This is a genomic window from Desulfovibrio sp. X2, from assembly GCF_000422205.1.
In the GTDB taxonomy this organism is placed as follows: Bacteria; Desulfobacterota; Desulfovibrionia; order Desulfovibrionales; family Desulfovibrionaceae; genus Alkalidesulfovibrio.
Genome location: NZ_ATHV01000065.1, coordinates 101,145 through 115,677 on the forward strand (window position 1 = coordinate 101,145; position 14,533 = coordinate 115,677).

At 66.6% G+C, this 14,533-nt stretch carries 10 protein-coding genes; 9 read left to right on the forward strand and 1 reads right to left on the reverse strand.

Going from position 1 to position 14,533, the window contains the following annotated elements:
* The first annotated feature begins 165 nt into the window (after positions 1–165).
* The 8 genes from DSX2_RS17785 (at position 166) to DSX2_RS16210 (ending at position 11,874) form a co-directional block, all read left to right on the forward strand.
* Positions 166–1,596, forward strand: a complete 1,431-nt coding sequence (locus tag DSX2_RS17785; protein WP_020882075.1) for a methyltransferase domain-containing protein — start codon at positions 166–168, stop codon at positions 1,594–1,596.
* A 16-nt stretch (positions 1,597–1,612) separates the two neighbouring features.
* Positions 1,613–6,274 carry a B12-binding domain-containing radical SAM protein gene (locus DSX2_RS17790; RefSeq protein WP_020882076.1) on the forward strand — a complete coding sequence of 1,554 codons (4,662 nt, stop codon included), beginning with the start codon at positions 1,613–1,615 and terminating at the stop codon, positions 6,272–6,274.
* Complete coding sequence (locus tag DSX2_RS16180; RefSeq protein ID WP_020882077.1) at positions 6,274–7,383, forward strand: glycosyltransferase; 1,110 nt, start codon at positions 6,274–6,276, stop codon at positions 7,381–7,383. Before DSX2_RS17790 ends, DSX2_RS16180 begins: the two co-directional genes overlap by 1 nt.
* 61 nt (positions 7,384–7,444) lie before the next feature.
* Positions 7,445–8,368, forward strand: a complete 924-nt coding sequence (locus DSX2_RS16185) for an NAD(P)-dependent oxidoreductase (RefSeq protein WP_020882078.1) — start codon at positions 7,445–7,447, stop codon at positions 8,366–8,368.
* A 44-nt stretch (positions 8,369–8,412) separates the two neighbouring features.
* Positions 8,413–9,399, forward strand: coding sequence for a GDP-mannose 4,6-dehydratase (locus DSX2_RS16190; protein ID WP_020882079.1), 987 nt, complete (start codon positions 8,413–8,415; stop codon positions 9,397–9,399).
* 33 nt (positions 9,400–9,432) lie between these two features.
* Positions 9,433–10,152 (forward strand): sugar phosphate nucleotidyltransferase, encoded by a 720-nt coding sequence (locus DSX2_RS16195; protein ID WP_020882080.1) that lies wholly within the window; start codon positions 9,433–9,435, stop codon positions 10,150–10,152.
* 146 nt (positions 10,153–10,298) lie between these two features.
* A complete protein-coding gene (locus DSX2_RS17795) occupies positions 10,299–11,270 on the forward strand; it encodes a glycosyltransferase family 2 protein (protein WP_020882081.1) in 972 nt (323 codons plus the stop codon).
* A gap of 352 nt (positions 11,271–11,622) precedes the next feature.
* Positions 11,623–11,874, forward strand: coding sequence for a hypothetical protein (locus DSX2_RS16210; protein WP_035043087.1), 252 nt, complete (start codon positions 11,623–11,625; stop codon positions 11,872–11,874).
* On the opposite strand, the gene DSX2_RS16215 is transcribed toward DSX2_RS16210, so the two are convergent.
* Positions 11,871–12,932 carry an IS1595-like element ISDeul1 family transposase gene (locus tag DSX2_RS16215; RefSeq protein ID WP_020882083.1) on the reverse strand — a complete coding sequence of 354 codons (1,062 nt, stop codon included), beginning with the start codon at positions 12,930–12,932 and terminating at the stop codon, positions 11,871–11,873. The genes DSX2_RS16210 and DSX2_RS16215 overlap by 4 nt on opposite strands.
* Before the next feature lie 47 nt (positions 12,933–12,979).
* On the opposite strand from DSX2_RS16215, the gene DSX2_RS16220 reads away from it, so the two are divergent.
* Positions 12,980–14,218, forward strand: a complete 1,239-nt coding sequence (locus tag DSX2_RS16220) for an acyltransferase (RefSeq protein WP_268870077.1) — start codon at positions 12,980–12,982, stop codon at positions 14,216–14,218.
* The last annotated feature ends 315 nt before the right edge of the window (positions 14,219–14,533 follow it).

Genomic DNA, 14,533 nt, shown 5'->3' on the forward strand with positions numbered 1-14,533 from the left:
GCGCGTCCCATCGAGGCGATTTCTTCCCTCGGGCGACTCTTGCCTGTGCGGCCCATGGCCCACAGGCAAGAGCCGATGCCGGCTCACGTCGTCCAGGCGGGAGGACCTGGATATTCGCCGGTTCGACGACATAAACGGAAACACTGAGCCAGGAGACCCTGTTCCATGCCCTATCTGGCCCCGAATGGCGACATCGAGGAGCTGACAGCCCGCATCGACGCACTTCGAGAAAACATCGCGAAGCTCGAGCAGGCTGTGGATCGCTACTCCAGGTGGGAAAGAGCATTCTTTCCGCCCAATGGCCTCGTGCGCAAGATCGTGTCGCTTTTCAGCCGCTCAAGGACCCGCGGCGCGCCCCCGGCGTCTCCGGCCGAGCCGGCGCCAAGTGCGGAGAGGGAGAACCACGAACGCGGCGAGCATCTGCAGATGGGGCCGGGGTGCACGATCGCGCAACAGGTCTTCTTCGACCACGTGGATGGTGGCTGCATCAAAATCGGCAGCAGCGTCGGCCTGCGCTTCGGCGTGCAGCTCTACCCATACGGCGGCAGGATCTCCATCGCGGACAACGTCATCATCGGGGCCTACAGCACGATATACGGGCATGGCGACACCTCGATCGGCGAGAACACCATCATCGCTTCGCACGTGGTCCTCATTCCATCGAATCACAGATTCAACGCGCTGGACGTCCCGATCTGCCATCAGGGCATCTCGGCCAAGGGCATCCGCATCGAGTCGAACGTCTGGATAGGCACACACGCCGTCATCCTGGACGGCGTGACCATCGGGACCGGGGCGATCGTCGCCGCCGGGGCCGTGGTCAACCGCGACGTGCCTCCCTACTCCATCGTCGGCGGCGTCCCCGCGAAGGTCATACGGCAGCGGGAGGAGAGCCTTCCTCCGCTGCACAGCTTCGGGCGGCGTGTCGACATAGAGCGTGTCCAGAAGAGGGAGGCATGGCTCCTGCGTGGCACGCTTGCCTCTCTGCTCGAGGCTCCTCCGGTAAAGGCGGGCGCCGAGCCCGACGCCGAAGAAGGCTCGCCCGGCGAGGAGCGTTTCCCCGGCCCGGACCGCGGGCTGCTCGGAAGCTCTCTGTTCGCAGGCAGCACCTTTTGCCGCAAGGCCCGCGTCCTCGACATCGGCTCCACCGACGGCTGGGGTCCCCGGCTCCTCGCGCTTTATGCCCGCGAAGTCGTCGCCCTGTCGCCTGCCACCGCGACGCCCGAACGCGCGAGGTCGTTCAGGAAGCAGGACAACATCCGCTGGCTGCAGGGCGATGCGCTCGCCCCCGCCACCGCCGGCCTCGCGGAAGGCAGCTTCGACGTGGTCACCGCCATGGAGGCCATCGAGCATTTCAGCCGCGCCGACGGCCGGAGACTGGTCGCCGCGGCCGCGGCCATGCTGAAGCCGGGCGGCGTCTTCATCGCGACATCCGCGTTTCCGGACACACGCGAGGAGGCGGACGCCCTGTGCGCAACGAACCCGCACCATCTGTACATCGTGACGAGCGGGGAGATGAAGGCGCTGCTGGCCGAGCATTTCTCGGAGTCCACGCTCATCGACAACATGTTCATCATTGCAATAAAAAAGTCATGACCCGAAAGGCCACCGCATGAAGATCCTCCTCGTCATCGCTCCGCCGCCAAGGACCGCCCCCTTCTCCACCAGCGAGAAGCGCCCGCCGCTGGGCGTGGGATATCTCATCTCCGTGCTGCGCCAGGCCGGGCACACCGTCCTCTTCGAGGATCTCTACCTGCGCTACGAGCCCATCTTCGAATCGCCCGACTATCTGCTGCGCAACAAGATCGACGCGGTCGGCATCTCCACGAGCAGCATCTGCTACGCCCAGGCCCTCGAGATCATGCAGGCCCTGCAGCGCTATCGCGAGCGCGGCATCTGGTCCGGGCAGATCTGGGTGGGCGGACCGCACACCTCCTTCGGCGCGCCGTCGATCCCGGAGTACGTGGACCACATCGTCATCGGCGAGGGCGAGCTGGCCACGCTGGACCTCGCCGACGGCAAGAAGATGGAGCGCGTCATCCGCGCGCCGCTCATCGAGGACCTCGACACGCTCCCGCAGCTGCCCTGGGCCGACTTCATCACCCGCCCCTACGACTGGACGCTCGAGGGCACCGCCTCCCCGGTCTACACCTTCAACACGAGCCGCGGCTGCCCCTTCTCCTGCACCTTCTGCTCGGTGCGCGGCATCTGGGGCAAGACGTACCGCTTCATGTCCGCGGAGCGCGTCCTCGACGACGTCGAGATGATGATCAAATACTACGGGCTGCGCTCGGCCTATTTCCGCGAGGACCACTTCACCCTGAACCAGAAGCGGACCATCGCCTTCTGCGAGGGCGTCCTGGCGCGCAACCTGTCCATCGAGTGGTCCTGCGAGACCAGGGCGGACAGCATCGACGATCCCCGCGTCATCGAGCTCATGGCGCGCTCCGGCTGCAGGCGCATATACGTCGGCGTCGAGAGCGGCAGCCCGAAGATGCTCAAGGTGTTCAAGAAGGGCGAGACCGTCGAGCAGTTCGAGAAGGTCATCGCCCTGGCGCGCAGGCACGGCATCAAGACCTACGCCAGCATCGTGGTCGGCGCCCCCGGCGAGACGCCGGAGGACGTCAAGCTGACGCAGGACTTCCTCGCCCGCACCAAGCCCGACTTCGTCGGCTTCAACGTCTACGTCGGCCTGCCCGGGTCGATCATCAGCGAAACCATCGAGCGACACGGGCTGGCCGAGTACACCGACCCCGTCACCTCCGTGACCTACCTGAAGGGCCACAACATCCGGGCCAGGAAGTTCTACGGCGCGAACACGGACCTGCTCTCGCCCGTGGAGACCCCGGGGTACGAATACCTCCTGCTCGACGAGGCGGAGCTGTCCGCCGACCAGGGCGACGTGGCCACCTTCGCGAGCCTCGGCGGCGCGAAGTCCCCCGCCGCCGCGCCCGCCCAGCGGGAAGCCCCGCGCACCGGCGAGGACGGCGGCCGCCTCTCCGTGCTCATGTCCGTGCATGACGGCGCGGCCCACGTGCGCGAGGCGGTCGAGAGCATCCTGGCGCAGACCTTCGCCGACTTCCGCTTCGTGATCGTCGACGACGCCTCCACGGACGCCACGCCCGCGATCCTGCGCGAGCTGGCCGACAGGGACGGCCGCATTGAAGTGCTCGTCAACGAGCACAACCTGGGGCTCGCGGCCAGCCTGAACCGCGGGCTCGAGCACTGCGACACGGTCTACGTCGCCCGCATGGACGCGGACGACGTCGCCTACCCGAGCCGTCTGGCCACGCAGCTCGACTACCTGGAGAGCCACCCCGAGGTGGCGGTCTGCGGCACCTGGGCCGACATCTTCCTCGACGGATGCGAGGAGACGAGTCTCCTGAAAATGCCCACGGGCGACGACGAGATCCGGGCGACCATGTTCCTGCGCAACCCGCTGAACCACCCCACGGTCGTCTTCCGCAAGGACGCCGTGCAGCGGGCCGGGGGCTACGACGCCACGATCCCCCACGCCCAGGACCACGAGCTGTGGTCGCGGCTGGCCGGCGACCCCGAGGTGCGCTTCGCAAACCTCGAATATTCCGGCCTGCGCTACCGGACCTACCCGGAAGAGGCGCGCGACCGCTACCGCGACAGCCAGCGCTCCGTGGTCATGGCCGTGAGCGAGCGCCTGCTCAGGGGGGCCGGCTTCCCGTTGCCGGACCACGAGGTGCCGCTGCTGCACGCGCTCGTGGCGCTGAACCGGCCGGAGAACACGGACAGCATGCTCCAACTCGCCGCCTTCACCCTGCGCCTGCTGGACTGGGGCCGCGCGAATCTGGAACGGGGGGCGTCCACCTTCGCGCAGAGCGTCGAGGAATCCATACAGGAGACCATCGGTCGCTATTGCGGCATGGCCGAGCTGCACGATGCCCTGCGCGAGCAGCAGACGGCCCTTGGGAAGTACGAGGAGGGCATCGCGTATTTCAAGCAGCAGCTCGCGAACCACCAGGAGCTCCTCGCCGAGTGCCGGCGCCGGGAGGAGGAGAACGCAGCCACCGGCGTCGTGCGCGCCGTCGGCAAGAAGCTCCTGGGGAAGGCGCCCGACGACAAGGTCTCCCTGTGGAAGAAGATCGACGTCAGGACGTGCGTGCTGCTCAAGAAGATGGCCGGCAAGCTCCATCCCGCCGGCCCCCGCTATGTCGAGAAGCTCGAATACTGCGTGCGGCACTGCGACATGGGGCCCATCAGGCGCTTCGCCTCCGCCCGGACGCGCAGGGTCACGGCCGGCGCCATGAACCTGAAGCGGCGCCTGCACCTGCTTCGGCCCTTCTCCCCCTCTCCCCTGCAAGACGGGCAGCCCCTCGTCTCCGTGATCATCCCCTGCTTCAACTACGGCCGCTATGTCGAGGAGGCCATCGACAGCGTCCTGGCGCAGACCCTGCAGAACATCGAAATCATCGTCGTGGAGGGCGGCTCCACCGACGGGGTCACGCGCCCCCTGCTCGAGGCGCTCCACAAGCCGAAGACGACCGTCCTCCTCCAGGACTCCCCGACCATGGTGGGGGAGAACCGCAACCTCGGCATCCGCCACGCCAGGGGCCGCTACGTCTGCTGCCTCGACGCCGACGACCTGATCCTGCCCACCTACCTGGAGAAGGCCGCCTACCTGCTCGAGACCTACGGCTACGACATCGTCTCCACGTCCTACGCCACCTTCGGCGAGACGCAGACGACCTTCGGCGTCCTCCCCGTGCCGACGCTGCGGGACATGCTCGAGGGCAACCACATCATGACCTGCGCCGTCTTCCGGCGCGACACCTGGGCCCGGACCCCGGGCGGCTTCGTGGACTCGGGCAAGGGGGCGGACCACGTCGCCGAGGATTGGCGGCTGTGGATCGAGCTCGCGGCGCAGGGCGCGCGCATGCGCAACATCGTCAACGAGCCGCTGCTGCTCTACCGCACGCACGGCAGCTCGCTCAGCACGGAACACAGCGTACGCAGCCTCAGCAGCCAGTGCGAGCAGATCTGCGCCGAGCTCGCGCCGGTCCTCACGCCGGAGGCCATCAAGCGCTCCGCCCGGGCGTCGCGGAAGTTTCGCTTCTGCTCGGTGCCCGGCGGGGCGATGGGCGCAAGGCGCTGCCGCAAGGCCCCGGACGAGGACGGCGTGAACAGGAAGCCGACCCTCCTCCTGTGCATGGGCCTGATCATCAACGGCGGGGCGGAGCGCCTGCTGTCGACCGTGGTCGGCCACCTCGCGGCGCAGGGCTGGCGGGTCGTGGTCGTCTGCACGGTCGACGACCTCACGGAGAACAGCCAGCCCATCTCCTGGTTCACGGCCCACACGCCCGAGGTCTACCAGCTGCAGCGCTTCCTCTCCGACGACGAGGAGCGGGCGGACTTCCTCCGCTACCTGATCGCCTCGCGCCGCGTGGACGTCGTCCTGCAGGCGGGCTCCGCCCTGCTCTACCGCATGCTGAAGGGGCTGCGCGCCGCCTGCCCGCACCTCGCGGTCGTGGATCTGCTCTTCAACACCGCGCCCGAGGGGCACATCGCCTCCAACCGGCGGCACAGGGCCGGGATCGACCACATCATCACCGAGAACAGCGAGGTGGAGAGCTGGCTCCTCGACCACGGCGAGGAGCGCTCGGCCGTCAGCCGTATCTTCTCCGGCATCAGCGTGCCCGACGTCGCCGCGGAGGACGCGGCCGCCCTGCGCGCCGCGCTCGGCATCCCGGCCGACAGCCTCGTCTTCGGCTTCTCCGGGCGGCTGTCGCCGGAGAAGAACCCGCTGGCCGTGGTCGAGCTCGCCTCCCGCTGCCGCGACATGGAGCACGTGTACTTCGTCATGACCGGAGGCGGGGCCATGGCGGACGCCGTGGCCCGGCGCAGGGAGGAGCTCGGGCTGCAGCGCCTACTCTTCATGGGCTTCGTGGACGATCCGGCGGTCTATCTCGCCATGTACGACGCGCTCCTCCTGCCCTCGGTGCAGGACGGCCGCCCGGTGGCGGTCATGGAGGCCATGCTGCTCGGCACCCCCTGCCTGGCCTCGCGCATCGGCGGGCTGCCCGAGATGGTCGAGGACGGCGTGACCGGCCTGCTGACGCCTCCGGGCGACGTGGGCGCGCTCGAGCGGGCCGTGCGACTCGCCGCCGCCGACCCGACGCGGCTGAAGGCGCTCGGCGCCGCGGCGCAGGCCTTCGCCCACGTCCACTTCGACCCCCCGGCCATGTGCCGCAATTACGAGGACGCGCTGCTGCGCGCGATCGCGACCCGCAGACACGTGGGCTGATGGTGTCCGCGCCTTCCCCGCGCCTGCGCGTCGCGCAGATCACCGCGTCCTCCGCGATCGGCGGCGGGCCGGAGCACGTCTGGCAACTGCTGCGCCACCTGCCGGCCGAGCGGATCGAGTCCTTCGTGGCCGCGCCGCGCCGCAGGCCCTACGAGGAGCGCTTCGAGGCGATCGTCGGCGGCGACCGCTTCCAGCCGCTGCCGCAGCGCCGCTGGTCCACGGTCGCCTTCGCGCGGCTGGTGCGCTGGCTGCGCGCGCGGCGCATCGGGCTGATCCACTCCCACGGCCGCGGCGCGGGCCTCTACGGCCGACTGGCCGCGCTGCTGACCGGGATACCGTGCGTGCACTCGTTTCACGGCATCCATCCGCCCGAAGGGGGGCTTCCCCGCGCAGCCTACCTGGGGATCGAGCGCTCCCTCGCCCGGGTGAGCCGCGCGAACGTCGCCGTCTCCCCGAGCGAGGGCCGGCTGGCCGCGGATCTCGGACTGGAGGGCCGGCGCCTGCTGGTCATCCCAAACGGCGTCGCCGTCGACGACCAGCCGGCCCCGGCCCCGCTCCGCTCCCCCTTCACCGTCGTGCACGTCAGCCGCTTCGACGCCGCCAAGAACAGCGGGGCCCTCCTGCCCATCGCGCGCGAGATGCGCGCGCAGGAGCTCCTCGAGCGCTGCCGCTTCCTGACCGTGGGCGAGGGGGAGGGACGCGCCGCGCTTACGGCCGCGCTCGCGGCCGAGGGGCTGCTCGACGCCTTTCGCTTCACCGGGCCGCTGGACGAGGTCCGCTCTCTCCTGCGGGGCGCGGGTTGCTATCTTTCGACCTCACGCGGCGAGGGGCTGCCTCTGGCGGTGCTGGAGGCGCAGGCCGAGGGCGTGCCCGCCGTGGCGAGCCGCGTCACCGGCAACGTGGACGCCATCGTCGACGGCGAGACCGGCTTCCTCTTTCCCCTGGACGACGCGCGGGCCGCGGCAGAGGGCATCCGCCGGCTCATGGACGACGCGGCGCTGCGCGAGCGCATGGGGCTGGCCGCACGGCGCCACGTCAGGGAGCACCACGACGTGCGGCGCATGGCCCTGGCCATGGCGGAGCTGTACGCGGCCGTCGCCGGCTCCTGAGGGGCGCCGCGCCGGCGCATTCCAGCGCGGCGCGGGGCATCACGGACGACGAGGAGAGGACATGCACGAAGGCACATGCGCCGTGGTCACCGGCGCTTCCGGTTTTCTGGGCGGCCATCTCGTGGCCGCGCTCGAGCGGCTGGGCGTCGTGGTCGTGACCATGGGCGTGGGCGCGGGCGGCGCGGCTCGCGCCCACCTGAAGGTGGACCGCCTCGCCGACGCGGCCGGCCAGCTGGCGCTGCTGCGCGGCCTGCCGCGCGCCCCGGCCTGGATCTTCCACGTCGCGGGCACCACGCGCGCGGAGCACATGGACGAGGTCAACGTGGCCTGGGCCGAGGCGCTGCTGGACGCGGCCGGACGCCTGCCCGCCCCTCCCACGGTGCTGCTCGTGGGCAGCGCGGCCGAGTACGGCCCGCAGCACGACAATCCCGGCTCCCGCTTCGGAAGCTGGGTGGACGAGGAGACGCCCTGCGCCCCCGCGAGCGCCTACGGCAGGAGCAAGCTCGCCCAGACCGAGGCCGGCCTGCGGGCCGCCGAACGGCAGCCCGTGGTGGTCTGCCGCCCCTTCAACATCCTCGGCCTGGGCATGCCGGAGCACCTGGCCCTGGCGAGCTTCGTGCGCCAGGCGCGCGCCCTGCCGCCGGCGGACAGCGTACAGGAGCGGCGCATCCGCACCGGCCCCCTGAACGCGGTGCGCGACTTCATAGACGCAGACGACTGCGCACACTCCATGGCGCGGCTCGCAGACGACCCGCGCGCCCACGGAGAGGTGGTCAACCTGTGCACCGGGGTCGGCACGAGCATGTCCGAGCTCGTCGCCACGCTGATCGATCAGCTCGAGCCTCCGGTGGAGCTCGTGTCGGCCGCGCCCGCGAACGACCGTCCGGACGTGGTCGTCGGCGCAACGGGCAAGCTTCGGCGACTTGATATTCAGCCGAGAAGATGCGATATTGCACGATGCATTCGCGACATGCTGAATGCATAAGAGAAAACACTACACTACAGTCACGTCGAATCGAGGACAATAACATGCTGCAGGGCAAGAAGGTCTTTGTCACAGGAGCAGGTGGATTCATCGGCAGCCACCTGACAGAGGAGCTCGTCAAGGCCAATGCCGACGTCACGGCCATGATACGCTACGGTTCGAGCGCGAACTGGGGCAATCTCGAGTTCCTGCCCCAGGACATCAGGCGCGAGATCAAGGTCGTGGCCGGCAACGTCGAGGACAGCGACTTCATGATGCACTCCCTGAAGGGGCAGGACATCGTCTTCCACCTCGCGGCGCTCATCGCCATCCCCTACTCCTATGTCGCGCCGCGCAGCTACGTGCGCACCAACGTCGAGGGCACGCTCAACGTCATGGAGGCCGTCCGCCGCCTGGGAATCGGCCGCGTGGTGCACACCAGCACCTCGGAGGTCTACGGCACCGCGCTCTACGCGCCCATCGACGAGAGCCACCCCCTGCAGGGCCAGTCGCCCTACTCGGCCTCGAAGATCGGGGCGGACAAGATCGCCGAATCCTACTTCCTCTCCTTCGCCACGCCGGTGGTCACGCTGCGGCCGTTCAACACCTACGGCCCCCGCCAGTCCGCCAGGGCCTTCATCCCCACGGTCATCTGCCAGGCCCTGGAGCAGCCGGCCATCCGCATGGGCTCCCTCGATCCGCAGCGGGACATGACCTTCGTGCGCGACACGGCGCTCGGCTTCATCGCCGCGGGCACGGCCCCGGGCATCGAGGGCGAGACCATCAACCTCGGCGTGGGCCGCACCGACAGCATCGGCGCCATCGCGGGCCGCATCCTCTCCCTCATGGGCTGCGACAAGCCCATCGAGCAGGACCCCTCGCGCGTCCGCCCGGCCAAGAGCGAGGTGCAAAAGCTCCTCTCCAACAACGCCAAGGCGCGGGAGCGCATGGGCTGGTCGCCGACGGTGTCGCTCGACCAGGGGCTCGCGGAGACCATCGAGTTCGTCAAAAAGAACATCCACCTCTTCAAGAGCAACACATACACGATCTGACGCCATGGCGTCGAAACGTGAGGGGAGACGCACATGAAGGCGATCATCATGGCCGGCGGCAAGGGAACGAGGCTGGCCCCCTACACCGCAGTCCTGCCGAAGCCGCTCATGCCGCTCGGCGACATGCCCATACTCGAGCTCATCCTGCGGCAGCTCAAGCACTCCGGCGTCACCGAGGTCATCCTCGCCGTCAACCACCTGAGCCACATCATCCGGGCGTTCTTCGACGACGGGCAGCGCCTTGGCATGCGCATCTCCTACAGCTACGAGGACCACCCCCTGGGCACGGCGGGTCCGCTCGGCGCGGCCATAGACGAGCTGAGCGAGCACTTCCTGCTGCTGAACGGCGACCTCCTGTGCAATCTGGACTTCGGCCACTTCGTGGCCAGCCACCTCGAGCACGGCGCGCAGGCCAGCATCGCCACCTACGTGCGCGAGATCAGGAGCGACTTCGGCGTCCTCTCGATCGACGGGGAGCGCAACCTCGTGGGCTACAGCGAGAAGCCCGTCTACCGCCACGAGGTCAGCATGGGGCTCTACGTCCTCTCGCGGGAGGCAGTGCGCGGCCACGTGCGGCCGAACGAGTACCTGGACATGCCGGATCTCATCAAGCTGATGATCGAGGCCGGCCAGCGCGTCTACGCCTACGAGGCGTCCGGCCTGTGGCTGGACATCGGACGGCCGGACGACTACGCCAAGGCGCAGGACCTCTTCGCCGCGCAGCGTGGGACCTTCCTGCCCGAAGGCGCCTGAGGCGGCGGACGGACGGACGGACGAGCGGATGGCCGATCGGATGTCCGGACGGATGGCCGACGTGGAAGATGGCTGACGTGCCGCAACAGCGCAGGATGCGCGTCGTCCTCGCGGACATTTGCTCCAGGATAGGGGCGTGCCTTCGCATGGGCACGCTGCGCCCCCTGTGGCGGCTGGCCCTGTTCCGCTGGCGGCTGCGGCGGGCGAGGACGCGCCTCGGCCGCGCGACGGCGGGCGACGCTTCCCTGGCCCGGCCCGCGGACTGCCCGCTCCCGCGCCTGAGCGCGAACGGTTCGGCGGATGACGCGGCGGGCAGGGAAAGCGGCGCAACAAGCGGGGGGGGGATCATGGACACGGGCGCACCCGTCGTCTCGGTCGTCATCCCCTGCTACAACTACGGCGCGTTCGTCCTCGAGGCCGTGGACTCGGTGCTGGCCCAGACCCTGCAAGAGATCGACATCACGGTCGTGGACGGCGGCTCCACGGACGCGGCCACACGCGAGGTGCTCGCACGCCTGGACCGTCCGCGCACGACGGTTCTCTTCCAGAGCGGCCCGAGCCTCGTCGGCTCCAACCGCAACCTGGGCATCGCGGCCACGCGGGGCCGCTACGTCTGCTGCCTGGACGCGGACGACCGCCTGAAGCCGACCTACCTTGAGAAGGCCGTGGCCCTGCTCGAGGGCTGCCGCTTCGATGTCGTCTCGGCCGGCTACGAGGTCCTGGGCAGGCCGGAAAGCGTGCTGCTGAACATGCCCGCCCCGCTACTCGAGGACATGCTCCTGGGCAACCACATGCTGACCTGTGCCGTCTTCTCCCGCGCCCTGTTCGCGCGGACCGGGGGCTTCGTGGACACGGGCAAGGGGCCGGAGCACGTGGCCGAGGACTGGCGGCTGTGGGTGCACATGGCCGCGCTCGGCGCGCGCATGCGCAACATCATGGAGCCGCTGCTGGAATACCGGGTGCACGAGGCAGGAGCGTCGCTCAGCCGCCTGCCCGGCGCGCCGCCCAAATGGCGGCAGGCCCGGGCGATCGAGGCCGCCCTGAAGCCCCTGCTGACACGCCAGGCCCTGGCCCGCTCGCGCAGCCGCTCCGGCGCCTGCCCGCGCTGCCCGAGGTGAGCGGTTCGCAGAAGCCTGAGATCCTTGCTCAGGCCATGTCGTGAGAGTGGTCACCACTCGTTCGGAGTAGTAGATATGGGTGTATTGAGACTTTTCCTTGCCTTGTCCGTCGTGGCGGGGCACGCGCAATCGACCGTGTTCGGCTACAGGGGCATCCCGGCCACGTATGCGGTCAACTGCTTCTTCATCATCTCCGGATTCTACATGTCCATGATCCTCAACGGGAAATACAGAGACGTAAGCCCTGTCCTTTTCTACAAGGCGCTGTATGTAAAGGTTGTTGCTAACGTCTTGACAATATCCATTGAGTGATAGACATGCCTAGAAAACCCACATCAATGGGAGGCTAGGTATGGCAGGTCCGTTCAAAATCACCACGAAAGCCACGGTCCAAAGCCCACTTCCAGAAGACTTGGATTTCATCTGGGCCACCGTGCAATTTTGGTGCGAAGAACCTGACGAGACGGGGGCTCATCCCAGCTTGTCGGTAGAAGTCCCACTTGCTGTCGGCAGTATGGGCAGCATTCCGGAAATCGGTGCCGCTGCCCGCGCCAAGGCGCGTCAGCTTTTGGGCGACGCGCTGAAAGCCATCCAGGACGGCTAGGGGACTTCGGGGAAGGGGAACGATGCCCGGCGCGTGACCAGCATGGGGCTGACGGCATCGCACAGGGCGGCAGTCAGGCGTTCTGTCCCCTGCATCGCCTTGGTCAGTTCGAGCAGCCTGAACCACGCCAGGTAGTGGTCCAGGTAACTGGTCGCCACGCCGCGAAAGCGCTGCATCCAGCCTTTCAGGCGGCTGTGGTAGCCGTTGACGTGCTGGATGTGGAAGATGCCGTCCTTGTAGACCTTGCGCTTGGTGTTCAGCTGCTTGATGGGCAGCCCACGGTCGGCTGCGAATTTGGCGAAGGTCGTGGCCTGATCCGTGACCAGGGTCGAATCGTCGTCCATGCGCGGGCTTAGCACCGCGCCTATCTGCGACGCGGAAATCCGGCCCCGGCCGGCCATGCGGCAGACGATGCCGCCGGAGCGATCCACGGCAGCGAGAACTGCTATCTGTTCGCTGGATATGCCCCGTTTCCCGGCCTTTCCGCCGCGTTTGCGCGGTGGCCGCTTCGTCAGGTCACGCTTGCCCTTGAAGGATTCCAGGAAGAAGGTCTCATCGGCCTCGACCACGCCTTCCAGCATCTTGCCGACGTCCAGGGTGGCCACGGCCCGCAGAATCTTGTGCCGCCAGAAGAACGCGGTGGTGTGGCAGATGCCCAGTTCTTCAGCCGCGTCGCGCAGGGTGAGCCCCTTGAACATCAAGGTGATGTAACGCGGCCACTTGTCCGCGTACCAGGACCCTTCGATGGGGCTTGCGGTCAGGTCGTTGAAGGTCTTGCGGCAATCAGCGCACAGGTAGCGCTGCCTGGGCACCCACGGGCCTTTTCCGCGCTGTCCCGGCTTGTCCGGGGTCCGCTTGTACATGCCGTTGCGCTTGACCCTGTGACCGCCGCAATGCGGGCAGACCAGCCCGTCCTTGAAGCGTCCTTCCCGCATCGCGGTCAGATACGACCCGAAGCCGCGTCCCGCCAGGAGCAGCTCCTGCGCCCGCCGGATGAAAAGTTTCTGCTTGTGTTCGTCAAGGCTTTGGAATACTAAAAGGAGTCTATCTAGTTCCATTCCCTTCCCCCTGGTCAGGCACGAACTTTCAATCCTGCCAGGGACCTATCCAAAAAGCAACAACCTTTTTATACAGCGCCTTCTACAAAAGCCGTGCCCTGAGATTATTCCCGGTCTATTATGTCGGCATCCTGATATCTCTTTCCATTTCATATCACGCGGTCGTCAGCCTCTGGCATGTTCTTCCCGGCAACTTGAAATTTTATTTCGTTTTCCAGAACCTGTTCATATTCGGCCAGGATCTCTCTTTCCTGCTGACTCCATACCCGTTCGCCATGTCCCTCAATCTCCCGGCATGGACCCTGGCTGTCGAAATGGGCTTCTATTTCGTTGCTCCATTCATCGTCAAGGAACCGAAGAGACTGGTGTTTTTTGTCCTATTCGGCTGCATTTACTTGATATCGATAATGTATTTGAATTACCCCACCGATGCAATAGGCATTTTTTACCCTGGCAAGCTTTTGCAATTCAACTACAATTTTTATGCTTCTTCTTTTGTCTTTTTTGGAGGCGGGGCATTGGCGTACCATTTGAGCAAAGGAAATCTGAACGTCAACTATTTGATCCTGCTTCTTATCGTTTTCCTGCTGTCATTCACGAAAACCGAAATGCCTTTCTGGCATTTGCTGTTCGTATGCCTGGCCATTCCGCCGCTCTTCAGCATCACGGCGAGCAATCGCGTGGACAGGATAATCGGCGAGCTCTCCTATCCTGTATACATACTGCATTTTCCTATTTTGCAATATATCAAGCCACTGACCAAGACGCATCCGCAGTATTTCGGGATCATGACTCTCGGATCATACGTGGCCATCATCTCGTGCGTATTGGGACTTTTTCTCTATTTCTTCCTGGAGAAAAAGATCAACAGATACCGCCATTCCAAAGTGTTTTTGAAGGAATCCGGATTCGTCCGCAAAAGAACCGTGCAAGTTCTTGTCGCGGGCCTGCTGGCAGTCTATTTCATCTTCCCGATGGCCAGCGTCGCGTATATCTACAAGAATCAGGGCCCGTCTCCCCTGGATCACGCGAAAGCCGCATCCGATTTGACGGATGCGACATGGGTCAACGGGGTGGCGAGGGAATTCACCGGCTTCTCCGTCCAGGATTCCAGGCAGAATCTGGAATATTTCACACCAGGCAAGGTGGTGCGGTTCGCCAACGGCATCACGCGCAAGATCGTCGAGGCGAAGGAAAGCGGAGAATATCTCAGCGTGTTCGTGGAAGGCGAGCCGCTCGACGGGAAGCGGGTGGGATTCCCCCACGAAATCGAGGTGCTCGAGTAGCGTCACGTGAAGAAGGCAGGCCACGGCCCCAAGGGAACGTCCTCCCGGTTCGGACTCCGAGAGGGAACGGATCGTGCGGATGCGGACGGCGCAGCGGCACCTCCGATCCCGGGAAGAATCCCTGCGCATGAAGATCACACGGGGTTGGCGGAGGTCGCGTGGCCGGCGCGAACTCCGTCGGCGGCATCGTCCCCTGCTCTTCAAGCCCGGCGTGCGATGCGCAAGCCCCCCCATCGTCGTTTCGCCATAGAGCCCGGGCGGGGCCGACCGGCCGGGGGATCGGCAGGGCCGGAAGACATAGAAGGGCGGCACGAA

Excerpts from the sequence above, each read along its gene's own strand:
- DSX2_RS17785 (WP_020882075.1), top strand. The coding sequence starts at position 166 with ATGCCCTATCTGGCCCCGAATGGCGACATCGAGGAGCTGACAGCCCGC.
- DSX2_RS17790 (WP_020882076.1), top strand. The coding sequence starts at position 1,613 with ATGAAGATCCTCCTCGTCATCGCTCCGCCGCCAAGGACCGCCCCCTTC.
- DSX2_RS16180 (WP_020882077.1), top strand. The coding sequence starts at position 6,274 with ATGGTGTCCGCGCCTTCCCCGCGCCTGCGCGTCGCGCAGATCACCGCG.
- DSX2_RS16185 (WP_020882078.1), top strand. The coding sequence starts at position 7,445 with ATGCACGAAGGCACATGCGCCGTGGTCACCGGCGCTTCCGGTTTTCTG.
- DSX2_RS16190 (WP_020882079.1), top strand. The coding sequence starts at position 8,413 with ATGCTGCAGGGCAAGAAGGTCTTTGTCACAGGAGCAGGTGGATTCATC.
- DSX2_RS16195 (WP_020882080.1), top strand. The coding sequence starts at position 9,433 with ATGAAGGCGATCATCATGGCCGGCGGCAAGGGAACGAGGCTGGCCCCC.
- DSX2_RS17795 (WP_020882081.1), top strand. The coding sequence starts at position 10,299 with ATGGGCACGCTGCGCCCCCTGTGGCGGCTGGCCCTGTTCCGCTGGCGG.
- DSX2_RS16210 (WP_035043087.1), top strand. The coding sequence starts at position 11,623 with ATGGCAGGTCCGTTCAAAATCACCACGAAAGCCACGGTCCAAAGCCCA.
- DSX2_RS16215 (WP_020882083.1), bottom strand. The coding sequence starts at position 12,932 with ATGGAACTAGATAGACTCCTTTTAGTATTCCAAAGCCTTGACGAACAC.